The organism is Streptomyces sp. ID05-26A, from assembly GCF_033794685.1.
Taxonomy (GTDB): Bacteria; Actinomycetota; Actinomycetes; order Mycobacteriales; family Pseudonocardiaceae; genus Lentzea.
Genome location: NZ_JARAYZ010000001.1, coordinates 2,631,074 through 2,655,537 on the forward strand (window position 1 = coordinate 2,631,074; position 24,464 = coordinate 2,655,537).

The 24,464-nt window shown below is 68.6% G+C and carries 20 protein-coding genes and 1 tRNA gene; 8 read left to right on the forward strand and 13 right to left on the reverse strand.

Features of this window, described 5'->3' with window-relative positions:
- Positions 1 to 28: 28 nt before the first annotated feature.
- Both PV646_RS13045 and PV646_RS13050 read right to left on the reverse strand, forming a co-directional pair.
- Positions 29 to 1,462 carry an alpha,alpha-trehalose-phosphate synthase (UDP-forming) gene (locus PV646_RS13045; RefSeq protein ID WP_452254349.1) on the reverse strand — a complete coding sequence of 478 codons (1,434 nt, stop codon included), beginning with the start codon at positions 1,460 to 1,462 and terminating at the stop codon, positions 29 to 31.
- Positions 1,463 to 1,531: 69 nt separating this feature from the next.
- Positions 1,532 to 2,875, reverse strand: a complete 1,344-nt coding sequence (locus PV646_RS13050; protein ID WP_500341669.1) for a threonine/serine exporter family protein — start codon at positions 2,873 to 2,875, stop codon at positions 1,532 to 1,534.
- A 259-nt stretch (positions 2,876 to 3,134) separates the two neighbouring features.
- On the opposite strand from PV646_RS13050, the gene PV646_RS13055 reads away from it, so the two are divergent.
- Positions 3,135 to 3,207, forward strand: a tRNA-Thr gene (locus PV646_RS13055).
- Positions 3,208 to 3,270: 63 nt separating this feature from the next.
- Here the strand turns inward: PV646_RS13055 and PV646_RS13060 are convergent.
- The gene (locus PV646_RS13060; protein ID WP_500341670.1) at positions 3,271 to 4,869 is read right to left on the reverse strand and encodes a hypothetical protein; all 1,599 of its coding nucleotides are present in this window, start codon (positions 4,867 to 4,869) and stop codon (positions 3,271 to 3,273) included.
- Positions 4,870 to 4,924: 55 nt separating this feature from the next.
- Here PV646_RS13060 and mgrA point away from each other — a divergent pair, with 55 nt between their 5' ends.
- Entirely contained in the window at positions 4,925 to 5,953 is a 1,029-nt protein-coding gene (mgrA, locus tag PV646_RS13065; RefSeq protein ID WP_500341671.1) for an L-glyceraldehyde 3-phosphate reductase, read from the forward strand.
- Between the two features lie 59 nt (positions 5,954 to 6,012).
- Here the strand turns inward: mgrA and PV646_RS13070 are convergent, their stop codons facing one another.
- Positions 6,013 to 7,437: a sensor histidine kinase gene (locus tag PV646_RS13070; RefSeq protein ID WP_500341672.1), complete on the reverse strand. Its 1,425-nt coding sequence runs from the start codon at positions 7,435 to 7,437 to the stop codon at positions 6,013 to 6,015.
- Positions 7,434 to 8,150 carry a response regulator transcription factor gene (locus tag PV646_RS13075; RefSeq protein ID WP_090070088.1) on the reverse strand — a complete coding sequence of 239 codons (717 nt, stop codon included), beginning with the start codon at positions 8,148 to 8,150 and terminating at the stop codon, positions 7,434 to 7,436. Before PV646_RS13075 ends, PV646_RS13070 begins: the two co-directional genes overlap by 4 nt.
- 118 nt (positions 8,151 to 8,268) lie before the next feature.
- On the opposite strand from PV646_RS13075, the gene PV646_RS13080 reads away from it, so the two are divergent.
- From PV646_RS13080 to PV646_RS13095, 4 genes are all read left to right on the forward strand, one after another.
- Entirely contained in the window at positions 8,269 to 9,627 is a 1,359-nt protein-coding gene (locus PV646_RS13080; RefSeq protein ID WP_500341673.1) for a ferredoxin reductase family protein, read from the forward strand.
- Positions 9,628 to 9,641: 14 nt separating this feature from the next.
- Positions 9,642 to 10,151, forward strand: coding sequence for an FMN-binding protein (locus tag PV646_RS13085; protein WP_500341674.1), 510 nt, complete (start codon positions 9,642 to 9,644; stop codon positions 10,149 to 10,151).
- A gap of 8 nt (positions 10,152 to 10,159) precedes the next feature.
- Complete coding sequence (locus tag PV646_RS13090; protein WP_500342382.1) at positions 10,160 to 10,894, forward strand: FAD:protein FMN transferase; 735 nt, start codon at positions 10,160 to 10,162, stop codon at positions 10,892 to 10,894.
- Between the two features lie 221 nt (positions 10,895 to 11,115).
- Positions 11,116 to 11,430, forward strand: coding sequence for a hypothetical protein (locus tag PV646_RS13095; protein WP_500341675.1), 315 nt, complete (start codon positions 11,116 to 11,118; stop codon positions 11,428 to 11,430).
- Between the two features lie 42 nt (positions 11,431 to 11,472).
- On the opposite strand, the gene PV646_RS13100 is transcribed toward PV646_RS13095, so the two are convergent.
- Positions 11,473 to 12,486, reverse strand: coding sequence for an ADP-ribosylglycohydrolase family protein (locus PV646_RS13100; RefSeq protein ID WP_500341676.1), 1,014 nt, complete (start codon positions 12,484 to 12,486; stop codon positions 11,473 to 11,475).
- Between the two features lie 122 nt (positions 12,487 to 12,608).
- Here PV646_RS13100 and PV646_RS13105 point away from each other — a divergent pair, with 122 nt between their 5' ends.
- Positions 12,609 to 15,374, forward strand: a complete 2,766-nt coding sequence (locus PV646_RS13105) for an AfsR/SARP family transcriptional regulator (protein ID WP_500341677.1) — start codon at positions 12,609 to 12,611, stop codon at positions 15,372 to 15,374.
- A gap of 151 nt (positions 15,375 to 15,525) precedes the next feature.
- On the opposite strand, the gene PV646_RS13110 is transcribed toward PV646_RS13105, so the two are convergent.
- The 7 genes from PV646_RS13110 to PV646_RS13140 all read right to left on the reverse strand — a co-directional run bounded on the left by PV646_RS13110 (position 15,526) and on the right by PV646_RS13140 (position 23,690).
- Positions 15,526 to 16,296: an SGNH/GDSL hydrolase family protein gene (locus PV646_RS13110; RefSeq protein ID WP_500341678.1), complete on the reverse strand. Its 771-nt coding sequence runs from the start codon at positions 16,294 to 16,296 to the stop codon at positions 15,526 to 15,528.
- A gap of 679 nt (positions 16,297 to 16,975) precedes the next feature.
- Positions 16,976 to 17,989, reverse strand: coding sequence for an N-acetylglucosamine kinase (locus tag PV646_RS13115; protein WP_500341679.1), 1,014 nt, complete (start codon positions 17,987 to 17,989; stop codon positions 16,976 to 16,978).
- Between the two features lie 5 nt (positions 17,990 to 17,994).
- A complete protein-coding gene (locus tag PV646_RS13120) occupies positions 17,995 to 19,263 on the reverse strand; it encodes a 6-phospho-beta-glucosidase (protein WP_500341680.1) in 1,269 nt (422 codons plus the stop codon).
- Complete coding sequence (locus PV646_RS13125) at positions 19,260 to 20,153, reverse strand: carbohydrate ABC transporter permease (RefSeq protein WP_500341681.1); 894 nt, start codon at positions 20,151 to 20,153, stop codon at positions 19,260 to 19,262. The genes PV646_RS13120 and PV646_RS13125 overlap by 4 nt, the downstream gene beginning before the upstream one ends.
- On the reverse strand, positions 20,150 to 21,124 hold the full coding sequence (locus PV646_RS13130) for a carbohydrate ABC transporter permease (RefSeq protein ID WP_500341682.1): 975 nt from the start codon (positions 21,122 to 21,124) through the stop codon (positions 20,150 to 20,152). Before PV646_RS13130 ends, PV646_RS13125 begins: the two co-directional genes overlap by 4 nt.
- 12 nt (positions 21,125 to 21,136) lie before the next feature.
- Positions 21,137 to 22,462: an ABC transporter substrate-binding protein gene (locus PV646_RS13135; RefSeq protein ID WP_500341683.1), complete on the reverse strand. Its 1,326-nt coding sequence runs from the start codon at positions 22,460 to 22,462 to the stop codon at positions 21,137 to 21,139.
- A gap of 16 nt (positions 22,463 to 22,478) precedes the next feature.
- The gene (locus PV646_RS13140) at positions 22,479 to 23,690 is read right to left on the reverse strand and encodes an ROK family transcriptional regulator (protein ID WP_500341684.1); all 1,212 of its coding nucleotides are present in this window, start codon (positions 23,688 to 23,690) and stop codon (positions 22,479 to 22,481) included.
- A gap of 126 nt (positions 23,691 to 23,816) precedes the next feature.
- On the opposite strand from PV646_RS13140, the gene PV646_RS13145 reads away from it, so the two are divergent.
- A complete protein-coding gene (locus PV646_RS13145) occupies positions 23,817 to 24,464 on the forward strand; it encodes a DUF3159 domain-containing protein (protein WP_500341685.1) in 648 nt (215 codons plus the stop codon).

Sequence of the window (24,464 nt, forward strand, 5' to 3'; positions counted from 1 at the left end):
GGTCGGGTTCAAAACGATCTGAAAGGATTCAGACCGAGGTCTGCGTGCCCAACGCCTCCAGGAACGACCTCGCCCAGCGGTCAACGTCGTGGGTGAGGACTTGGCGGCGCAGCGCGCGCATCCTACGGCGCCCCTCGGCGGGATCGATGTCGAGGGCGGCCTGCAGAGCGTTCTTGACACCGTCCAGGTCATGGGGGTTCACCAGGAACGCACTGGTCAGTTCTGCGGCAGCGCCGGCGAACTCACTGAGCACCAGAGCTCCACCAAGATCATATCGGCAGGCCACGTACTCCTTGCACACGAGGTTCATTCCGTCCCGAACGGGCGTGACGACCATGACGTCCGCCGCGCTCATGAACGCGACGAGCTCCTCGCGGTTCACCGACTGGTGCAGGTAGTGCACGACGGGCTTGCCGACGCGGCCGAACTCGCCGTTGATCCGGCCGACGGACTGCTCGATGTCCTTGCGCATCGTCACGTAGTGGTCGACGCGCTCACGGCTGGGCGTGGCGAGCTGGACCATCGCGACGTCCTCGGGGTCCACGCGTCCGTCCGCGATCAGCTCGTACAGAGCGCGGATCCGGACGTCGATGCCCTTCGTGTAGTCGAGGCGGTCCACACCCAGCAGGATGCGCTTGGGGTTGCCGAGGTCCGCTCGAATCTGCTTCGCGCGGGCCTGCGTCTCCTTGCGCCGGGCCACCGCGTCGAGGCCCGCGCTGTCGATCGAGATCGGGAACGCGCCGACGCGCACGGTGCGGTCACCGACCTGCACGACACCCGGCCGGGTCCGGACGCCGACGGTGCCGCGGCTGGGCTCCAGGCCGACGAGGCGGCGGGCCAGCCAGAGGAAGTTCTGCGCGCCGCCGGGCCGGTGGAAGCCCACCAGGTCGGCGCCGAGCAGGCCGCGGATGATCTCCGTGCGCCACGGGAGCTGCATGAACAGCTCGACCGGCGGGAACGGGATGTGCAGGAAGAAGCCGATCTTGAGGTCGGGCCGCTGCTCGCGCAGCATCGCCGGGACGAGCTGCAGCTGGTAGTCCTGCACCCACACCGTCGCGCCCTGGGCGGCCACCTTCGCGGTCGCGTCGGCGAACCGCTGGTTGACCTTCACGTACGTGTTCCACCAGTGCCGGTGGAAGGCCGGCTGCGCCACGACGTCGTGGTAGAGCGGCCAGAGCGTGCCGTTGGAGAAGCCCTCGTAGTAGTCCTCGACCTCCTTGGCCGAGAGCTCGACGGGGTGCAGCAGCAGGCCGTCGTCCTCGAACGGCGCCACCTCGGTGTCCGAGACGCCCGGCCAGCCGACCCAGGCGCCGCTGTGTGAGCGGAGGAACGGCTCGAGCGCGCTCACCAGCCCTCCCGGGCTGTGCTTCCAGCGCTCCGTCCCGTCAGGGAGGCGCTCCAGGTCAACCGGCAACCGGTTGGCCACGACTACGAACTCTGCCCCGTTCTCGCCTATGTCCATGCTCACGAAAAAGACGCTAGCCGCTGCGCGTCCGGTCGGCGTGTCGTGTAACCCCCGTCACAGCGAGTTTCACTCCAAACGACGCTTCGAGGGTTTGAGCGGTCCGGACATGCGCGGACCTGCGAACTTGCGCTCCAGACGCCCCAGTCCGGTGCGCACCGGCTGGGCCAGGTACTCGCCGAACACGACACCTCCGGCCAGTGCGAGAGCAATGCCACTCGCGAACACGAGCGTGCTCAAACCGGCCGGATCGCCCTCGGCGGTGAGCTGGAACAGGCCTCGGTAGGTGGTCCAGCCGGGCAGCAGCGGGACGACGCCGGCCTGCACGACGACGAGCGTCGGGATGCGCAGCCGGCGGGTCATCGTGGCGCCGCCGAACCCGGTGATCGCGGCGGCCACGGCGGAGCTCAGCAGCGCGTCGAGGCCGAGGCTCGTCATGAGGCCGTACGCGGACGTGCCGATCGCGCCGGAGAGGGCGGCGGCGACGAGCGCGCGGGGCCGGGCGTAACAGGCGAGCGCGAAGAACGCACTCGTCGCCGCGCCGGCCGCGAACTGCATCGGCACCGCGGAGATCAACGCGGGCAACGGGTCGCTGAGCCGGATGTCCAGTCCGAAGTGGACGGCCGCGCGGATCGCCAGCGCGACACCCGCGATCAGACCGGCGCTGAGCAGCACGGTCTCGACGGTGCGGCCGGCGGCGGTGACGTTGTAGCCGGAGATCGCGTCCTGCACGGTGCTGACCAGTGCGAGCCCGGACAGCAGCACGACGATCCCGACGGCCACGAGCAGACTCGGCCGCACCGGCAGCAGGCCGGTCGAGAAGATCGCGAGCGCCGCGCCCGTGCCGAGCGCTCCGCCGACGAGTTGCTGGAAGAAGAACGGCAGGTTGCGCCGGTTGAGGACCCGGCCGACCCGGTCGACCACGGCGGTGATGACCGCGGCGGTGAGCGCGAGCACCAGCCCGCCGCCGACGAGGAACGCGACCGCGGCAGCCATGCCACCCCATGCGACGGTGGCGATCCAACGCGGGTACGGGTGCGCGGCGTTCGTGATGTCTTCGAGCCGTGCGTGCGCTTCTTCGATCGGTCCCAGATTGCGCACCAGGTGCTCGACGTCCGCGAGCCGCGTGTAGTCGAGACTGCGCTGGCGAACGACGCGGATGGACGTGATCGGCAACGCCTCTGTGCCGCGATGACACGACACGCTGATAGAGGTGTAGATCACGTCGACTTCCGTGTGCGGAAGTCCATAGCTCTCGGTGACCGAGAGAATCGTGGCTGTCACATCGGCCGCGCCGGCTCCGCTGGACATCTGGACCTCACCGATCTTCAGGGCGAGATCGAGTACCAGGTGAACCGTGGTGTCATCGGGCAGGGCAGGGCCGTGCAGGCTGTTCGTGGAAATCTCGTGCACCTCCGTCGTGTGATCGTGGCAGGGACTTCGACTGTTGCTGTGTCGTCTGCCACCTCCGATCGGGCGACCCGAAAAGGAGGACATGATCACTGTCCGTTGGTTACCCTCCTGACCTGGTCAAGGCGGTCACTCCGACGCATTGATCCACTCGGTTGGTTGGTCTGACTCCTGTTGGAGCAATCCGATCACACTGAGAGCAGACCGTTCGCCGCAGGTAGCACCCGCAACGGGCGCTTACGATGTTCGCGAACACGCGCCGGCCGGCGTAGCTCAATTGGCAGAGCACTCGCCTTGTAAGCGAAAGGTTAGGGGTTCGATTCCCCTCGCCGGCTCTTTCGGAGAAGAGGGTTCGCCCAGGTGGGCGGACCCTCTTCTCATTTCAGTCATGCGGTCCGTCAGCTTTTGCGAACGAGCCCGGTAAAGCCCGCGACGCTCAGCGTGGCGAACGACCAACCGAGGATCTGCACCACCCAGCCTGCTCCGGTCGCCCACTGTCCGGCTGGACCGTTCGCCAGTTCGCATCTCGGTGTGCCACCGAGCTTCACCAGCGGGATCGCGAGATCCGCCGCAAGACTGATCCTGTTCACAGGTGAACACGCGTCCGCGGGGCGGTCTTTGGCCGGTGTCAGGCCGTTATAGGCGTTCGTTGTCCACACGAGACAGAGCGCTAGCAGGAACGTCGCCAGTAAACCAATCACCGCCCGCGACGGTCTGTAGCCGTAGCCGAGAGTGACGCCCAGGAACCAGTGCCACAGCTTGTTGCCGGGGTCGCCTCGGTGTCCGATGTCGCGTTGCTGGGCGATCAGGATGCGGCGGGCGGTGTGTTCGTGGCCGGCGGCGCGGTGGACGGCGGCGAGCTGTTGATAGGGCTGGGCCTCGTAGCCGGGGGTGCGGTCGCGCAGCATCGTGAGCCACGCCTCGACGTCCTCCGGAGCGTCCGGATAGGACAGTCCGTCCAGGGTGGCCGAGACCTCGGTCAGGTTCTCCGGTTCCAGCCCGAGCGCTCGTCCAGCCGTCGTGCGGAACAGGTCGAGCTCCAGGCCGTCGCCGCGGTTGCGGAGCTTCTCCGGGCGGATCGTGAGTTCGCTGCCGATGTCGCAGTTGCTGATCTCCAACGCGGCCTCGTCGCCGTTCGCGTCGATCTCGGCCTTGCGGATCGTGAGACTCGCCCCGACCGTCGTCGCGTGCAGCGTCAGGGCCTGGCCCGCACGGTTGCGCACGAGTCCGGTGAGGAGGAGTCCCGCGCCGATCTTCGTGTCGACCATGCGGATGGTGCTGCCGGCCTCCTGCGCCACGGCGTCGATCCCGCCGAGCTTCGCTTCGGAACGGATCCGCGTGCCGTCGGTGCACAGGGCGCCCCGCAGGACGGTGCCGCGCAGGTCCAGCGCGCCGATGTCGGCTTCCAGGAGGAAGAACGCGTCCCCGTCACCGCGGATGATCGCGTTCTCGGCGGAGAGGACGCCGCCGACCTTCGCGCCGTTCGCCGTGATCGCGGGACCGGCGACGCCGGTGACGCACGCGTCGTCGAGGACCAGGTCCCCGCCGACGTCGACGTTGTCCAGGAACATCGCCTGCCCGCCACGCCAGCCCGGCCGGCAGTGGGCACCGGTGGCCATGAAGGAACCGCCGACCTTCAGGCCGTACGCGGTGAACGAGCCGATGCTGGTCCTGTGCAGCGAGAGGGTGCCATCGATCTGGGCGTGGTCGAGGTCGAACTTGTCGGAGCAGCGGGCATCGGTCATCTCGAAGTTCCTGGTGCGCAGGCCTTCCGCGCGCACGTCCCACACGTTCGTGCTGCTGAGGTCGATCGTGCCGATCTGCGCGTGCTGCAGGGTCAGCTCTTCGGGGAGGTGGCAGCCGACCAGGGTGAGCGGGCCGTTCATCGTCAGGAAGTCGAGGTCGAGGCGGCCGTCGATCCACGTTCGGTAGATCGTCACGCCGGTGGGCGAGTCACGGGCGTCGAGCACCATCGCGCGCACGTCCTCCGCACGCATGAAGGTGTGTTTCTCGTCCTGCTCTGTCTCGTTAGGACGTGACATTGTTGGACCCATGTCCTACCTCGCGGATAGCGCGCGCTACGACCAGATGACTTACCGGCGGACGGGACGCAGCGGCCTCAAGCTGCCCGCCATCTCGCTCGGCCTGTGGCACAACTTCGGCGGTGACCGGCCCTACGAACTGGGCCGCGGGATCGCGCGGAGGGCGTTCGACCTCGGTGTCACGCACTTCGACCTCGCCAACAACTACGGACCTCCCTACGGGTCTGCCGAGATCACGTTCGGGCAGATCCTCAAGGATGATCTCAGGCCGTACCGCGACGAGCTCGTGATTTCGACCAAGGCCGGCTACGACATGTGGGACGGGCCGTACGGCGAGTGGGGCAGCCGCAAGTACCTGCTCAGTTCCCTCGACCAGTCGCTGACCCGGATGGGGCTCGACTACGTCGACATCTTCTACTCGCACCGGTTCGACCCGGAGACGCCGCTCGAGGAGACGATGGGCGCGCTCGTGTCCGCGGTCCAGCAGGGCAAGGCGCTCTACGTCGGCATCTCGTCGTACTCGCCCGCGAAGACCCGCGAGGCCGCCCAACTGCTGAAGAGCGCGGGCGTGCCGTTGCTGATCCACCAGCCGTCGTACTCGATGCTCAACCGCTGGATCGAGCCGGAGCTGCTCGACACGCTGGAAGAGGTCGGCGCCGGCTGCATCGCGTTCTCGCCGCTCGCGCAGGGCATGCTGACCGACCGCTACCTCGACGGTGTTCCCGAGGGGTCGCGCGCGTCGCAGGGCAAGTCGTTGTCGACGGACCTGCTGACCGAGCAGAACCTCGGCCGCATCCGGTCGCTGAACGAGGTCGCGAAGTCGCGTGGGCAGTCGCTGGCCCAGCTCGCGCTCACGTGGACGATCCGCGACCCGCGCGTCACGTCGGCGTTGATCGGCGCGTCGTCGGTCGGGCAGCTGGAGCAGAACCTCGCGGCCCTGCAGGCGCCGCCGCTGACCGACGACGAACTCGCCGAGATCGACAAGTACGCCGTCGAGTCGGGCATCGACCTGTGGGCGACGAGCTCGCAGGCCGAGTGAGCCCGCGCCGACGTGAGGAGGGCGGTTCGTGAGAGCCGCCGGTCCCACGCCGGGGCTGGCTAGAGCCGCCGGGGGAGACGGATCGTGAACACCGTCGACCCCGGCCGGCTGGCCAGCTCGATCGTGCCGCCGTGCGCCTCCACCAGCGACTGGACCACGGCGAGCCCCAGGCCGCTGCCGCCGCGCTGGCGGGTCCGCGAGTCGTCCACGCGGTAGAACCTGTCGAAGATCCGCGCCTGGTCCGCGGCCGGGATGCCGGGGCCGGTGTCGCTCACCCTGATCACCGCCCAGCCGTTCTCGGCCGTCACCTTCACCGTCACCGACGTGCCGGCAGGCGTGTGCACGGCCGCGTTGGTCAGCAGGTTGTCGAACACCTGCCGCAGCCGCGTCGGGTCGGCGGTCATGCTCACGGTGTCGGCGTCCAGGGACAGTTCGTGTGACGGCCTGCCCGCGCGGAACGCGTCCACCGCCGCCTCCGCGATCACCGAGAGGTCCAGCTCCTCCGGGCGCAACGGCGGTTCGGTCGCCGCGGAGTCCAGGCGTGCCAGCAACAACAGGTCGTCGAGCAGCACGCTCATGCGCGAGGCCTCCGACCGCAGCTTCTCCAGGTGCTTCTCGCGCTCGCCCGGTTCGTTGGCCGCCGCGTACCGGAAGAGGTCCGCGTAGCCGCGCAACGACGTGAGGGGCGTGCGTAGCTCGTGCGAGGCGTCGGCGATGAACCTGCGCAGGCGTTGCTCTGCGGCCGTGCGGGCGGCCAAAGAAGAGTCGATGTGCGCGAGCATCTTGTTGAACGCTTCACGTAGTTCCTCGACCTCGACACCGCCACCGCGTCCGTCCACGCGCACGGTGAGGTCGCCCGAGTCCGTGAGGTCGTGCGACGAGATGTCGTGCGCGGTGTCGGCCATGTCCGACAACGGCTGCATGCCCTTGCGGATCAACGCCTGACCGCCCACGACCAACGCCACCAGCGCGGCCAGGAACGCGATCACACCGACGGTGACCAGCTGGGAGATCGTGCCGTCGCGGTCCTGCATCGGGGCCGCGCTGACCACGATGTACTCGCCCTTGATCACCTGGCAGGCGCGCAACCGGAACTTGCCCTCGTCGCGCAGGTACTCGGTCTGGAACTCGTCGGCGGTCAGCGCCTTCTTCGCGAGGGCGTCGAACTCCTCGCGGTCGTCGGGCTGCTGGTCGCCGGGCTGTGGTCGCAGCTCACCGTTGTCGATCTTGTAGACGACCGCGAACCAGTCCGGCGGGATCTTGGTGATCTTGCCGTAGTACTCCAGCTCCTTGACCGAGCCCTGCTGGCTGATCACCATCTGGTCGTCGAGGCGGCGGTCGAGGAAGTCCTTCATCGACGTGACCATGACCCAGCCGACGATCACGAACACCGTCAGCGCGAGCGCGCCCAGGCCCAGGGCGAGGCGGGTGCCGAGCCGCCAGTCGCGGACGGGCTTCAACCGGAACTTCACCGCGGGGCTCATTCAGCTGCTCGGCGGAGCACGTACCCCACACCGCGCACGGTGTGGATCAACGGCTCGCGGCCGTCGTCGAGCTTGCGGCGCAGGTGGGAGATGACGAGCTCGACCACGTTCGAACGGCCGCCGAAGTCGTACTCCCACACGTGGTCGAGGATCTGGGCCTTCGTCAGCACGGCCGGCGAGCGCCGCATCAGGTACCTCAGCAGCTCGTACTCGGTCGGCGTGAGCGTCACGAGCTTGCCGCCGCGACGGACCTCGCGCGTGTCCTCGTCCATCACCAGATCGGACACCTTCAGCACCGAACGCTTCCACGACGGACCCGTCGAACGGCGCAGCACGGCCCTGAGCCGGGCCATCAGCTCCTCGACCGAAAAAGGTTTTACGAGGTAGTCGTCGCCGCCTCGGGTGAGTCCCGCCACACGGTCCGCGGTGCCGTCACGGGCCGTCAGGAAGACCACCGGGACCATCGCGCCGGCTGCTCGCATTCGATCTAGAACGGTGAATCCGTCCAGGTCAGGCAGCATGAGGTCGAGCACGACGATGTCCGGCTGGAACTCGGCTGCCTCTCTCAACGCCTCTTCGCCGTTGAGCGCCGTCGCGGCCTGCCAGCCCTCGTACCGGGCGACCGTCGCGACCAGGTCAGCGATGTGCGGCTCGTCATCTACGACGAGCAATCGAACCGAGTTCCCCTTGTCCACGTGCTCATGGTGCGTCACCTGGTGGCTCTCCCGCTCGATCGACAGGAACTCGACAGCGCGGGCATAGGGGAGCCACAGCTCGAACGCCAAGGATCGAGATCGACCGCCAGAGACCGCCCTGACCGAGGAGCCCGCCGTGACGACCACCCTGCAGCCTCCCGTGCGACCGGCTGCGGCCGGACGTGCGACGCCGCACAAGGTGCTGGCCAAAGCCGGCCTGTACGTGTTCCTCCTGGCCAACGCGGCGTTCGTGACCTACCTGTTCAACGCGGCAGGCGTCGGCTCGAACACGCTGGTCAACTTCGGCCGCCTCGCGGGCCTGTACGGCGCGCTCGCCATGGCGTTCCAACTGCTCCTGGTGGCGCGGCTGCCCTGGTTCGACCGGCGCCTCGGCATGGACAAGCTCACCTCGTGGCACCGCTGGGTCGGCTTCACGATCTTCTTCACGCTGATCGGCCACCTGGTCTTCATCGCGTTCGGCAACGCCGGCGCCGACGGCCCGATCGCCGAGGTCGTCCGGCAGGCGACCGAGCTGGAGGGCATCCTCCGCGCGCTGGTGGCGTGGGCGATCATCATGGTCGTCGGCACCGTCTCGGCCCGCTTCGCGCGGCGCCGGATGGCCTACGAGACCTGGCACTTCATCCACCTGTACACCTACATCGCGATCTTCCTGGCGTTCTCGCACCAGGTCGCGGTGGGCAGCACGTTCCGCAAGTCCGCCCTCGCGACCGGCTACTGGTGGAGCCTGTGGGCGTTCGCGCTCGGCTCCGTCCTGCTCGGCCGCGTCGTGCTCCCGCTCTACCGCAACTGGAAGCACCAGTTCCACGTCGCCGCCGTGGTGCCCGAGGCGCACAACGTCGTCTCGGTCTACATCGAGGGCAAGGACCTCGACCAGCTCGGCGCGAAGGCCGGCCAGTTCTTCCTGTGGCGCTTCCTGACCAAGGACCGCTGGTGGCAGGCCAACCCGTTCTCGCTGTCCGCGGCGCCGAACGGCAGGTACCTGCGGCTCACCGCGAAGGCCCTGGGCAACGGCAGCGCGGACATCCGCAACATCAAGGTCGGCACCCGCGTGTTCGCCGAGGGCCCGTACGGCGCGTTCACGACGATGCACCAGACCAAGCCGAACGCGCTCCTCGTCGCGGGTGGTGTCGGCGTCACGCCGGTCCGCGCGCTGCTGGAGGAGATCAAGGGCCACGTCGTGGTGCTCTACCGGGTCAGCGACCCGCGTGAAGCCGTGCTGCTGCGCGAACTCGAAGGCCTCGCCAGGGCGAAGGGCGCGGTGCTGCGCCTGGTCACGGGTTCGTCGAAGTCCATCACCGCGAACGGACCGCTGCTCGGCCCGGAGAACATCGCCGCGCTCGTGCCGGACGTGCAGGACCGCGACGTCTTCATCTGCGGCCCGAACGGCATGACCGACGCGGTGATCACCAGCCTCGACGAACTGGGAGTGCCCAGCAACCAGATCCACGCCGAGCGCTTCGCGCTGGCCAACTGAAGGGGTTCGACGACGTGAAGTGGGCAATTCCCGTAGCGGTGCTCAGCGTGGCCGGCCTGGTTCCGGTCTGGCTCTACTCACCGGGTGCCGCGCACGAGGGTGAGATCAACGAGGCAGCCGCCACCCCGCCGGCCCAGGAACAGCAGCAGGCCGCGCCGCAGACCACCACCGCACCCCAGACAACGGCACCCAAGGCCACCGGCGCCGCGCCGAAGACGACGGGGGCCGCGCCGAAGACGACGACCCCGCAGCAGCAACAGGCCCAGAACCGCACCGTGCCAGGGCCCGCGGTGAACACGTCCGAGGGCACCGTGCAGGTGCAGGTGACGTTGCAGGGCACCAAGATCGTCGACGTGAAGGCGTTGCGGGCGCCCAACAGCAACCCGACCAGGATGGCGCTGCCGCTGCTGCGCGAGTCTGCTCTGAAGGCGCAGAGCGCGGACATCGACACGGTGTCCGGCGCGACGGCGACCTCCGACGGCTACAAGCAGTCGCTGCAGGCCGCCCTCGACGGGGCCAAGTGACCGTGGCCGTGCGGCGCGTCGAGCAGATCATGGGCCTGCCGATCTCGGTGGACCTGCGTGACGGGGACGCCGCACTGGCCGAGCAGGCGTTCGCCTGGCTGCGCGAGGCGGATGCCCGGTTCTCGCCGTTCAAGCCCGGCAGCGAGGTCTCCCGGCTGGACCGGGGTGAGCTCACCAGGGAAGAGCTCACCCCGGATCTGGTCGAGGTGCTCTCGCTGTGCGACTGGTACGAGCAGTCGACGGGCGGCGCGTTCACCGCGCAGGTGCCGGGCCGCGGGCTCGACCCGTGCGCGGTGGTGAAGGGCTGGGCCGTGCAACGGGCGGCGGACATGCTGCGGGCGGGCGGCGCGACGTCGTTCTGCGTCAACGCCGGTGGCGACGTCGTGACGGCAGGCGAGCCCGAGCCCGGAAAGCCTTGGCGCGTCGGCGTTCGGCATCCCGACGTCGCCGACCAGCTCAGCGTCGTGCTCGGCGTGCGGGACGGAGCCGTTGCCACGTCAGCGTTGTACGAACGCGGTCAGCACATCCTCGACGGCCGCACCGGTCAGCCCGTCTCCGGAATTCTGTCGGTCACGGTTTTCTCCGACGACCTCGCGATCGCGGATACCACTGCCACAGCAGCGTTTGCGCTGGGCAGGGACGGAATCGAGTGGGCGGCGGCGCAGGAGGAGTGCGAGGTCTTCATCGTCGACGAAGATCGTCGCGTGTACTCGAGTCCTGGACTTCCCGTACACATCTGTTAACATGCTCGCCCAACGGAGCCTTGACTCCGGGGCACGTTTTTCGTTGATCAAGAGCTGGATCGGAGCTCGCGCTCGGGGCAAGACCCGGCCTGCTGTTGACCAAGTGATCGTGCGGAACAGCCCGTGGGTGAGCGAATTCGGGAGCGCTCCCCACGGGCTGTTCCTGTTGTTGGGGAGCTCCCGCTGGGGTTCGCGGTTGTGCGGCGACCGAGATGGTGACGATGAGCGTCGACTGGCCTGTCGCGGTGTTCGACGATGACGAGCACCCGTACGTCCTGGCCGCACCTGTGGACCTGCGTTCGTGGGCGGAGTCGGAGCGGACCGCCGACGAGTTCACGGCCGGGTTCGACCAGAACGGCCGGCCGTTGCTGCTGGTCTTCGCGGACGGCGAGCCTTCGCTCGTGGTCGTCGGAGAGCAGGACGTCGAGGCGTTCAGGTCCCTGGCCGCTGCTGTGCTCGCACGGCTCGGGTCCACGTCTTCGGTCGACGGCCTCACGGTGGCCGAGCTGATCGGTCTGCTCCGCGAAGTCAGCTGATCACGATCTCCACCAGGGTGTTCCTGGCCGCCCTCGTCGACCTCAGGCGTAGCGGTCCTCGTTGAAGTCCAGGTTCACCGCGGACATGCCGAGATCGCGGCCCATCGCGTCCAGCACGTCCACCATCTCCAGCCCCATCAGCCAGTCCCGGGGCAGCGCGTCGGTGCCGTGCAACGCGCCGAGCACGTTGCCCGTCAACGCCGCCGTGGCGTCGCTGCCGCCGGAGTGGTTCGCGGAGGCGCGCATGGCGTCCACGAACTGCGACGGCTTCGGGTGCGTCAGCACGGTGTAGACCGCGATGGCCAGCGCCTCCGGGCCCGTCCAGCCGCTGCCGAGCCGGTCGACGCGCACGGGCGACGAACCGTCGTGTTCGTCCGCCAGCACCACGGCCCGCGTCAGCACCGTCGCCGTGTACGTGTCGTCGCGCAGCACGCGGCCGATGACCTGGTCGATCGCCTCACGCAGCGGCCGCGCCTTCACGGCGAGCAGGTGGACCAGCAACGCCAGCGCGCCGCCGGAGACCCAGCCGCCCGTGCCTCCGTGCGTCAGGGCGGCGAACCGGCAGCCGAGGTCGTACGCGATCGCCGCGGACGGCGCGAAGCCCGCCGGTGCGGTGCGCGTGACGCCGTTGCAGCCGGACGACTCGTTGTGCGGGTTCTCCGGAGTGGACGGTGTCTCGGCGGCCAGCGCGCGCAGGCACGTGAGGCCCGGCGAGCGGCTCTCGTACAGCCGTTCGTCGGCGAGCAGCCCGATCGCACCCCGTTCGGGGGCCGGTTGCTGCTGGGTGATCAGCCAGCGCCGGTAGCTGTGCCAGACCATCTGGGACGGTTCCCAGTCGCCGGTGCGTTTACCGCGCACCCAGGCGCGCAGGTACCCGTCGGCGGTGAACAGGGTCAGCTGGGTGTCGTCCGTGAACAGCGCGGGCTTCGGTGGTCCCATGACGCCCTCAGGACCGTGTTCGCGCTGGATGTCGGCCCAGCCGAGGTACTGCACGGGCGCACCGAGCGCATCACCGAGAGCGCCGCCGAGAAGGCACCCGGCGCCGCGGTCAACCACGGAATTCCTGTCTCGCGGCACAGGTGAACAGTAGCGTCCCGCGAACTTGGGCCTTACTTGTATCTGAGACTCGGGCTTGCGCACCTTCTGGAGTGACGAGGTCAGCGCACCTGAGGAGGGGCATGCGGAGCAAAACCGGACTCGAGTTCGGCGTGCTCGGTCCACTCCAGGTGCTCGCGGACGGACGGCTCGTCCAACTGGGCCGCCGTGGCATGCGCGGGCTGCTCGCCATGCTGGTCGTCGAGGCGAACCGACCCGTCTCGATCGACCAGATCGTCGACGCGCTGTGGACGGACACGCCTCCGGCCACAGCGCGGACGATCGTGCACGGGTACGTCTCGCGGCTGCGCAAGGTGCTCGAGGAGTCCGATCCCGCGGGCTCCGCGACCATCCGCACCACGCCGACGGGCTACCAGCTGACCGTGGATCCTTGGCGCCTCGACCTGCACCGTGCCAAGCAGCTCGTGGCGTCTTCTCGCGGCAAGCCCGCCGCCATCAGGGCGGGCTTGCTGCGCGAGGCGCTGGGTCTGTGGCGCGGCCCGGTGCTCGCGGACGTGCCGGGCGACCCGATGACGTCCGACCTGGAGGAGCTGCGGCTGTCGGCGCTGGAGGAGCGCATCGACGCCGAGCTCGAGCTCGGCCGCCACCTGGAGCTGGTCGGCGAACTGCGCGGGCTGTGCACCGAGTACCCGTTCCGCGAACGCCTGGTCGCCCACAGCATGCGGGCGCTCTACCGGTCCGGCCAGCGCGCCGACGCTCTCGAGGCCTACCAGCGCTTCCAGCGCCGGGCCGTGGACGAACTGGGCATCGACCCCGGTCCGCAGTTGCGGTCGTTGCACGAGCAGGTGCTGCGCGACGACCCGTCGTTGAGCGTGATCGGCCCGGTCGAGTCCCGTCCCGTGGCCCCGCGGGCCGGGATCGTGGCGCCCGCTCTGCTGCCCGCGTCGGCCTCCCGGCTGTTCGGCCGCGACGACGACAGGGGGTGGCTCGACACCGTGGTGGCGAGCCGGAACCTGCTGGCGACGGCCGTGGCCGTGCTGACCGGCGCGCCCGGTGTCGGCAAGAGCGCCCTCGCGATCACGTGGGGGCACGAGAACTCCGAACTGTTCCCGCACGGCGTGCTGTTCGCCTCGCTGGGCGACACCGAGCCGGGCGAGGTGCTGACCCGGTTCCTCGTGGCGATGGGGGTGCCGGCCGACGGTGTGCCGGTCGGCGTCGAGGACCGGGTCGGGCTGTACCGCTCGCTGCTCAACCGCCGCCGCGTGCTGGTGGTGCTGGACGACGTGACCGCGTTCGACCAGGTCCAGCCGTTGCTGCCGCCCGGTTCGGGCTCGGTGGTGCTGGTGACGTCGCGGTCGCAGATGGAACGGCTGGTCGTCACCCACAGCGCCCGTGTGCGCAAGCTCGGCCCGCTGGACGACCCGTCGTCCCGTGCGCTGGTGGACGACGTGCTGGGCAAGCCGTTGTCGGTGCAGGACCCGGTGGCGTCGCAGAAGCTCGCCGAGCTCTGCGGAGGGCTGCCGCTCGCGTTGCGGGTGGCCGCCGCGAAGCTCGTGATCAGTCCGGAGTGGACGGTCGAGGAGCTGGTGGGGGAGCTGTCCGACGACGAGCAGCGGATGCGCGGCCTCGACCTGCCGGAGGCGGGACTCGGGGTGTCGCGGGCGCTGGACCTCTCGACCCGTGACCTCCCGTCCGAGCTGGGCGAGGTCTTCCAGTCCGTCGGCATGGCGCCCGGCCGGTGGATGTCGCCGCACGCCGTCGCCGCGCTGACCCGCGTCCAGGTCGAGGCGGCCCGGTCCCGGCTGGCGCAGCTCGTCGGGGTGAACCTGCTGGTCGAACCGTGGCCGGACGGATTCACGATGCACGAGCTGGTGCGCCTGTACGTGCGCGGGGCGGGGCGTCCGGACCTGGACTCGTTGCGGCGCCTGGTGAACTACTACCTCGTGGCGTGCGACCACGTCCGCCGGGCCATCCGTCCGGCGCGCGACGGACTCGACTTCGTCCTGGCGGACAACGGTTCCACGGCGTTGCCGGCGTTCGGCGACCCGATCGACTGGTTCGACCAGGAGTGGCCCAACATCGTCGCGGTCGTGCACGCGTCCGCCGAAAGGGGCCTGCACGACCAGGTGTGGCAGCTGGTTCGGCTGCTGCACCACTACGCGACCGTGCGCGCGCTCACCGGCGAGTGGGTGGCGTTGGTCGGGTTCGGCCTGGCCGCGGCCGAGGTGACGGGGAGCCGCCTCGGCCAGGTCCTCATGCTGGACACGACCTACACGACGAACGCCCGGCTGGGACGTCCCGTCCTGCTGCCGGACGCCCGTCGCGCGCACCGGATCGCGGTGGAACTGGGCGAGCGCCAGTACCTCGTGCTGACGCTCGCCCAGCTCGCCGACGTCCTGTTCCGGCTGGAGCAGCACGACGAGGCGCTGCTGCACTTCTGGGAGTCCGTGCAGCTCGCGCAGCAGTCCGGTGACGTGGTCGGTGAGGCGCACGGCCTGAACAACGTGGCGCAGGTCGAACAGGCCCGCGGGCACGTGGAAATCGCGCTGCAGCACCAGGCTCACGCCGTCGAGGTGTACCGGCGCTCCGGTGACAACGTCGCGTTGATCCGCGGTCTCGCCAACCTCGCCGAGCTGCACCTGCAGGCGGGTGCCCTGGACCAGGCCGAGGTGCTGGCCCGCCAGGTCGTGGACCAGGCCGCCGTCGCCGAGGTGACGTACCTGGAGGGCTTCGGCCGGCACGTGCTCGGCGGCGTGTTGCTCCGTCGGGCGGAATGGGTTGCTGCGGCAGCGGAATTGACGGAGGCGCTGCGCCTGTACGCGCAGGTCAACTCCGCCCGCGCGGTCGCGGTGAGGGCCGCTCTGGACTCGTTGTCGTCCGAGGTTTAGCGGACGTTTAGTCGTCTGGTCCCAAAGCATGGGATGTTGGACGAGCAGGCCGCCGAGTGGGGGATTACCGAGGGGGTAAGGCGCCTGCTTCTGGAGGGCCCGACCGGCATTCGGGGGAGAGTGCCGGTCGGGTCTTCCTCTTTTCGGTCCGTCAGTTGCCGATGCGGCTCTCGTCGCTGATCCGGGCGATGGGCAGCAGGTCGGGCCGCTTCGGCGCCAGGCCGTCCCCCATCGACTCACCGCGCAGCGTGCGGCCGATCCACGGCACCACGTACTCGCGCGCCCACTTCAGGTCCGCCTTGCGCTGCGTGACCCAGTCCGCCTGCTCCAGCGCGGGCCACGGCGCGTCCCAGGAGCGGTCGTCGATGAGCCCGAGCACCTCCGCGGCCTTGAGCGCGACCCGCTGGTGCCCCTCCGGCGAGAGGTGCAGCCGGTCCTCGCTCCACGCGCGACGGTCGTGCAGCGGGTGCATGGCCCACAGGTCGACCATCCGGCAGTGGTAGCGCTCGGCGATCGACCACAGGTGCGTGTTGTAGATGGCGACCTTGCCGCGAATGCTGCGGAGCAACGGCGTGGAGCGCGTGTCGAACCCGGTGAAGATCACGACGTCGCAGCCGGCGGAGCGGAGGTCGGCCACGGCCACCTCGTAGACCTCGGCCAGCGCGTCCGGGTCGCTGTTCGGCAGCATGATGTCGTTGCCGCCGCCGCAGAACGTCACCAGGTCGGGCTTGAGCGAGATCGCGAGCGGCACCTGGTCGTCGATGATCTCCTGCAGCATCTTGCCCCGGACGGCGAGGTTGGCGTACCTGAACTCAGGCGCCTGCTGGGCGATCATCCCCGCCAGGCGGTCCGCCCAGCCCATGTAGGTGTCTTGTGGGCCAGGATCGTCCATGCCCTCGGTGAAGCTGTCCCCCAGGGACACGAGACTGTTCCATCGCAGCAGCACAACATCCCCCTAACTCGTGCGACGTGCCGGTCTGACCACTCGCCGGCGGGCTCCCGTCCGGAGGCGACTAGTTAGCATGCACAACGAACCCGTGGTTACGCCACCGTCGGTTATGGCATCGTAAGTTTCGTCGCAGTGCGTGACGATTCTTTTACCACTCGATCGAGGGAAGCTTGAGCACCTTCCAGCGGATTCGTCTGATTCGCTCGCTAACTTGTGCCGGATGCGTTCTGTTTTGCCGCTTCCGTTCGTTTCGTTCGGTGTCGCCCTTCTCACAGCCGGGGCCCTGACCGCTGTCGCTCTGGGTGGCCCCGCGTCGCCAGGGGCCGGCGGGAGCCTCGAGATCACACCGCCCCCGCATTCCAACCCCGTGGTCAGGCCCGAGGTCGCGCCGCCACGGGAAAGCGTGGTCGGGACGACCGTGACCCCCACTCGTGCCCCGAACGCGGAAAACCCCCGCAGCGACCTCGGCGCGTGAGGTCACTGCGGGGGTCGCTGGGCCTTTCCGAAGGGGCGCCGCCGCCGGACTTGCCCCCTCGGAAAGGGGTGGGACCACTGCTCGGGACGCCGCCGCCGATCTGCCCCGAGCAGTGGGACTGGGACCGTCTCAGGGGGCGCCGCCGCCGATCTACCCCCTGAGACGGGGTCTGGTGGGTCAGCCGCTGGCCACCGCGTCGAGCGCCGGCGCCGGTACCTGTTCGCTGTACGCCGAGCGCAGCCTCAGCTCCGCGCTCGGCGAGGCCCCGATGTGGTCGAGGCCGAGGAGTGCCGCGCCCACCACGGGTGGCACGTCGACCAGGCGGACCTGGGCGAGTGGGGCGGCTTCCAGGATCTGCCGGCGGACCGGGCCCACCACCGTCTCGCCGGTGTGCGTCAGGACTCCTCCGCCCAGCACCACGTCCACGGGCTCGTTCATCAGGTCGAGCTTGCGCATGGACACCGTGGAGAGCAGGACGATCTCCTCGATCAGGCGGTCGATCTGCTGCAGCGCAACGGCATCACCCTGCTCGGCCACCTGGAACACCAGCGGGCAGAGCGCGTGCGGGTCGAGCTCGAGCTCCTCGAAGTGGATCTTCTCGACCACCTTGGCGATCGTCGGCTCGCCGTAGTGCTCCAGCAACGCGGGCAGCAGCAGGGTCGGCCTGCCCCGGCCGTCCTCGGCGCGCACCGCGTGCCAGAGCGCGTCGTTGCCGAGCTGTCCGCCGCCACCCCAGTCACCCGAGATCGCACCCAGGGCGGGAAAGCGGTGCGTGCGACCGTCACGGGCCACACCCACGGCGTTGATACCGGCTCCGCAGACGACCGCCACACCCCCAGCGGCGGCGGTCCCTGCCCTCAGCAGCGCGAACGTGTCGTTGCCGACGAACGTCGTCCTCGACCAGCCCCGCTCGGTGATCGCCCGCGTCAGGTCCTCCTCCTCGCGGGGCAGGTCCGCTCCCGCGAGGTAGGCGGACGTGTGCGCGGCGATCGGCTCGTCCGGGGACAGTCCCGCCTGAGCTGCGGCCTCGCGTGCCAGTCCCTCGAACACGTCGAGTCCGCGCTTCATGCCCACGGTCTGCGGCGGGGCACCGGGCCCGCGCACCTGCGCGAGCACCTTGCCGTCCGCGTCGACCAGGAGCACCGCGGTCTTGCTGTTCCCGCCGTCGATGGCGAGCACACGGTCGGTCATCTGTGTCAGTTTCCCTTCACCCACGGCAGCAGATCGCGGTTCTGCGCGATCAGCTCGTCGGCCAGCTGGTCCGCGATGGCGTGCTGCCCGATCAGCGGGTGAGCGAGCAGCGCGTTCGCCACCCGGTCCCGGCCGCCGTGCTTTGCGGCTTCCAGCGCCAGGTACTCGTACGCGGTGACGTGCGAGATCAGGCCGGAGATGGACGGTTCCACCGGACGGATCGGCAGCGGCGTGCCACCGTTTCCGTCCACAGTGGACGAGACTTCGATCACGGCGTCGTCGGGCAGGAAGGGCAGCGAGCCGTTGTTCTGCACGTTCACCACGTGCTTCTCGGCGTCCTCGCCACCGGTCAACGCGTGCACGAGCTGCACGGCCGCCTCGGAGTAGTACGCGCCGCCGCGCTGCGACAGCTGCTCCGGCTTCGTCACGACCGACGGGTCGCCGTAGATGTCGAGCAGTTCCTTCTCCACCGCAGCGACGACCTCCGCGCGCGGCGGGGACGTGAGCTGCTTCTTCACGACGGCGTCGTGGTTGTAGAAGTAGTTCAGGTAGTACGACGGCACCATGTTCAGGCGCCGCATCAGCTCGCCGTCGATACCGATGTGCTCCGCCAGTCCCTCGACGTGCTTCTCGAGGAGTTCCGGCAGGCGGTCGACACCGTCCACGTAGACGCCGCGTTCCCACGTGAGGTGGTTCAGGCCGACGTGCTCCAGCTCCACAGTGGACGGATCAACGCCGAGCAGCGCGGACGTCCAGCGCTGGAACGTGATCGCCACGTTGCACAGGCCGATCGCCTTGTGACCCTCCTGCAGCAGGGCGCGCGTCACGATGCCCACCGGGTTCGTGAAGTTCACGATCCACGTGTCGGGCCCGGCGAGCCGGCGCACCTTGTCCGCGATGTCCAGGACCACCGGCACGGTCCGCAGGGCCTTGGCGAGGCCACCCGCGCCGGTGGTCTCCTGGCCGACGCACCCGCAGCTCAGCGGGAACGTCTCGTCCGAGGCACGAGCCTTCTGCCCGCCCACCCGCAGTTGGAGCAGGACAGCGGACGCGCCCTCGATGCCCTCTTCGAGCGACGAGGTGGTGCGCACCTTCGCCGGGTGACCCGCGTGGTCCAGCAGGCGCTGGCTGAACGGGCCGATGAGCGAGAGGCGGTGCTGGTCCGGGTCGACGAGGACGATCTCGTCCACCGCCAGGCTGGTGCGACGGCCGGCGATGCCGTCGATCAGCTCCGGTGTGTAGGTGGACCCGCCACCGACGACCGTGAGTTTCATCCCTTGACTCCTGTGAACGTGATTCCCTTGACGAACGACTTCTGGGCGAAGACGAAGAGGACGACGGCCGGGATCATCGTCAGGAACGTCACCGCCATCGAGGAGTTCCACTGGACGATGTGCATGCCCTTGAACGTCGCCAGTGCCAGCGACAACGTCCACTGGTCCTTCACTTCACCGGTGTAGAGCAACGGGCCGAAGTAGTCGTTCCAGGTGAAGAGGAAGCAGAACAGCGCGGTGGCCGCGATGCCGGGCTTCGCCATCGGCACGATGATCCGCACCAGTGCCTGGAACTCCGAGCAGCCGTCCACCCGCGCCGCGTCCACATAGGACTGCGGGATGGTGAGCATGAACTGGCGCAGCAGGAAGATGCTGAACGCGTCGAACAGGAAGTACGGCGCGATCAACGGGACCAGCGTGCCCGTCAGGTTGAGACCCGACCACGTGTCGTACAGCGGCACGGCCACGACCTGCGGCGGCAGCATCATCGCGCCGATGACGAGGATGAAGGCCACGTTCCGGCCGCGCCACTTCAGCTTCGCGAGCGCGTAGGCCGCCGGGATCGACGAGATCAGCATGCCCAGCGTCGCCAGCAGCGAGTACGTGAGGCTGTTGACCAGGTACTGGAACAGCGGCGCCTTGTCGAAGACCTCGACGAAGTTGCCCCAGTGCCATTCGCGCGGCCACAGGTCCGAGGTGAAGGCCTGGTCGTCCGACATCACCGCGGTGAGGAAGACGAACACGACGGGCGTGGCGAACATCAGGCCGAGCGCGAGGCCGATCGCGTGCGTCGCGACCCAGTTGAGAACGGCGCCGACGTTGAGCTTCCTGCGCGGCTGCTCCGGCTCCGAAGGGGCGTCGACCGGTGGTTTGGTCAGCGTGGCGGTCATGCTCCAGGACCCCCTTCCTCAGCGGTGGAGTTCTTGCGCATCCGCTGCACCAGAACGATGGTCGCGGCGAACGAGATGATGAACAGGACCGTGGCCATGGCGGCCGCGTAGCCCATGTCGAAGTAGCGGAAGCCCTGCGTGTACAGGTAAACCGGGAACGTCAGCGTGGAGTTGTCCGGGAAACCCAGATATTTGGTCGATCCCGTCGCGTCCGCCGCTCCCGAGCCGGCCGACCCCGCGACGACCGCCTGTGTGAACAGCTGCAACGCGAGGATCACCGAGTTCACGATGCCGAAGAGCAGCACCGGGGAGATCGTCGGGAGCGTGACGTGCCACCAGCGCCGGATCGGGCCGGCGCCGTCGAGTTCGGCCGCCTCGTACTGCTCCTGCGGCACGTCGAGGATCGCGGCGAGGATGATGATCATCAGGTCGCCGGAGATCCACAGCATGATCGCGGTGATGCCGGGCTTGGCCCACGCCGGGTCCGAGAAGAACAGCGGCGAGTCGACGCCGAACCAGCCGAGCACGGTGTCGAGCGGACCTCCGTTGGGACGCATCACCATGAAGAACACGAGTGTCGCGGCCACCGGCGGTGCCAGTGAGGGCAGGTAGCAGAGCGTGCGGATCAAGCCGACGCCCGACTTCAGACGAGCGATGACCGACGCCACGCCCAGCGCGAACACGGTCCGCGCGATCGTGAGCACCACGACGAACCAGAGCGTGTTCGTGATCGCCTTGCCGAGCAGGGGATCCTTGAACATGAACGTGTAGTTGTCGAGGCCGTTGAACTCCGGCGGGTTGATCAGGTCGTACTTCGTGAACGAGAGCACGACCGTGGTGACCAGCGGATAACCGAAGAACAGGACGAAGCCGATGATTGCCGGGGCCATGAACCCCAGCACGGCCAAACGGTGGCGGGACCGTGCCCGCCCCCTGCCGGGGGCGGGCTTGGCGCCGAGCGTGGCGGTCATCTTGCGAATCCTCTACTTGCCGCTCTTGGCGATCAGGTCGTCGATGTTCTTGTCGACTTCCTTGAGGCCTGCCGCCAGGTCCGGGACCTTGCCGGACTGGTAGGAGACCGAGAAGTCGGTGACGGCCTTGATGTGCGCGTCACCGATGGGGGTGACGGGGTTGCCCTCGAGCTTGTCGCTCTTGGCCAGGTCGATGAACGTCTTGAACTGCTCGTCCACCTCGAGCTTGGGGCTCTCCATGGCGGCCTTGGTGCTCGGGACGTTCTTGATGGCGTTGGACAGGTCGACGATCGTGTCGGTGTCGAACGTCAGGTGCTTGATCAGCTCCCACGCGGCGCCGGGGTTCTTGGCGCCCTTGGGAATGCCCATGATCGTGCCGGTGGTGAACGCCGTGCCGTAGGCGACGCCCTTCGCCGTCGGGAACGGTGCGGTGCCGAACTTGATCTGCGGCGCCTGGGCCTTGAGGAACGCGGTGCGGTACTCACCGTCGACCATGATCGCGATCTTGCCCTGGTGGAACGCGTGGTCGGCCGAGTACTCCTGGCCGAGGCCGGCGCGGAACCGCTCGAGGGCGTCGTAGCCGTAGAAGTCGACGAGCTTCTTCTGGAAGGTCATCATCTCGGTGAAACCGGCGGAGCCGGCGAGGTTGGACTTGCCGTCCTTCTCCCACACACCACCGAACGTCGGCGCGAGGATGGTCGGGCGGTTGGCGTAGAAGCCCATCGTGGGCAGGTAACCCGCGACCTCGATGTCACCGTTCGGCGCCTTCTTGGTCGCCTTCACGGCCGCGTCGTACAGCTCGTCCAGGGTCTTCGGCGGGGCGGTGATGCCGGCCTCGGTGAGCTTGTCCTTGTTGTAGTACATGGCGTACACGTCGGTGAGCATGGGCATCGCACAGCGGTTGCCCTTGTACTCGGTGTACTCCTGGACAGCGGGGGACAGCTGGTTCAGGTCGACCTTGTCGCGGTCGATGTAGGACTTCAGCGGCTGGAACGCCCCGGAGGAGCAGAACTGGCCGATGTTGTCCGTGGTGAACGACAGCGCGACGTCCGGCGTGTTGCCCGAACGGATGCCCGCGGTGATCTTGTCGTCGTCCTGCGAGCCCTCGTGCTTGATCTCGATGTTCGGGAACTTCTTGTTGAACGTCTTGAGGGCCTTGGTGACCTCTTCGAGCTCGCGGTCGGAGTAGTTGCTCCAGACCGTGAGGGTGAGCTTGTCGTCCTTGCCAGGAGCAGGTGCGGCATCGGAACTCGCGCCGCCACCCTTGCCCGCCGCACATGCGGTGAGGGTCAGCGCTGCGGCGACACAGAGCAAGGCAGCACGGGTGTGCTTGCGCATGTGCACTCCTTCTCGATCAACGTGGGGACCCGGCGACCACTGGGCCGCGGAATGGAGCCGTGGTGGCTGCCGGGAGGCCGAACACCTGTTCACGTGCCACGGCCAGGGCCGAGTGCAGTGCGCCGCTGCGCACCGGTTTCCCGGTCACCAGAGCCAGCTGAATAGGCGTTCTCGGCACCACCAGTTGCCGCAGTTCCGCGGCAACGAGGTCGTTCAGCGTGGTTCCGCCTGCCTGCGCGATGTCGCCGGACAGGAGGATGAGTTCCGGGTCGAGCACCGCGACGACGCTAGCCACGCCCGTGGCGATGCGCTTGGCGAGATCGACCATGAACTCACGGCCCGCCGGACCCGCGGCCAACGCCTTGCGCACGGCACCATGACCGTTGCGCGCGGCGAGCCCGTGGGCGCGTGCGAGCTTGCAGATCGCTGTACTGCTGAGCAGCTCACCGAACGTGCCGCCGGAGCGGTCCGTGTCGGTGTCGGCCGCCGCGCGGTCGGGGATCATCAACCCGTCGATCTCGCCCGCGCCACCGGAAGCGCCGCGCAGCAGCGATCCGTTGACGACGACGGCGGCACCGACGAGATCTGCGGGCCAGATGACGACGAAGTCGTTCACCCTGGTGGCCCGTCCGGCGACCATCTCCTCCAGCGCGACGAGGTTGACGTCGTTCTCGACGCTCACCGACGTCGCGAGCCGCTCCCGCAACTGGCCGGGCATGTCGAAACCGCTCCAGCCGGGCAGATGTGGTGCGTAGGCGAGCTCACCGTTCGCGGGGTTCACCGCTCCCGGGCAGCCCACCACGGCGTGCAGCAACTGGTCGGCGCTCAGACCTGCCTGACCGCAGGCCTTGCCGACCGCGCTCACGAACGCCTCCAGCACGCCGTGCTTCGCGGGCATCGGCGCCTTGTGCTCGGTGAGCACGGCACCGGAGATGTCCGCGATCGCGATGTCGACCGTCTCGGGGGTGAGATCGACAGCGGCGATGTGCGCCAGCGCCCCGTTGACCGACCACAGCTGAGCCCTCGGTCCGCGTCCGCCACCGCGCAGTCCGTTGCGGACCACGGTGTCGGCGTCTTCGAGCCTGGTGAGCAGCTGTGCGGTCGCCGGCTTGGAGAGGCCGATCAGACCTTCCAACTCCGACCTGGTCAGCGGCCCGTTGCGCAGCAAAGCCTCGATGGCTGCGCGGTCGTTGATCTCCCGCAACAGTCGTGGGCTTCCGGCACGCATTAGGTCCGCTCCTGTCTGTTAACTTTCCAGACGATTTCCGCAGACGGTAGTGACCTGCTTCACCCGGGTCAATCCCCGATATGGGTCCGTTACCTGAGTTAGGTTCGCCTAAGGCACCCTGGAACCATGACGGACGTGCGCCAGGAGTCACTCGCATCGCTCCTGGGAGGCCGAGGCGGCGCCCTCGACGCCTCCCTGCCTCCGCTCGCCTTCGTCGCAGGCTGGCTGCTCTTCGGCCACTCGATCGGCGCCGGCGCCGTTTTCGCTGTTCTGTGCGGTATCGCGATCGGCGTCTTCCGCTTCGTACGAGGCGAGAAGCCCCGTGCCGTCGTGTTCTCAGTCCTGCTCGTGGTGGCCGCTGCTCTGGTTGCCCTGTACACGGGCCGTGTCGAGGACTTCTTCCTGATCCAACTGCTGTCCAACGTGGCGTCCGCACTGGCGTGGGCAGGCTCTATCGCCGTGCGCTGGCCACTGCTCGGCGTGGTGGTGGGCACGCTTCTCGGGCAGAAGACCCGATGGCGGCGAGATCCTGCCCTTTTGCGCGCCTACTCCATCGCTTCGTGGGCGTGGGTTGGGCAGTACGTGCTGCGTGTCGCCGTGTTCACTCCACTGTGGCTGGACGCTCAGGTGTACTGGCTGGCGACTTTGCGGCTCGCGTTGTCGTGGCCGTTGCAGATCGTCTGCATCCTGGCGTCGGGGTGGATGCTGCGGCGGGCGCTGCCGTCCGATCACCCCGGGTTCCGGCATCCGCGGGTGCCGGAGTCTGCCTCTTAG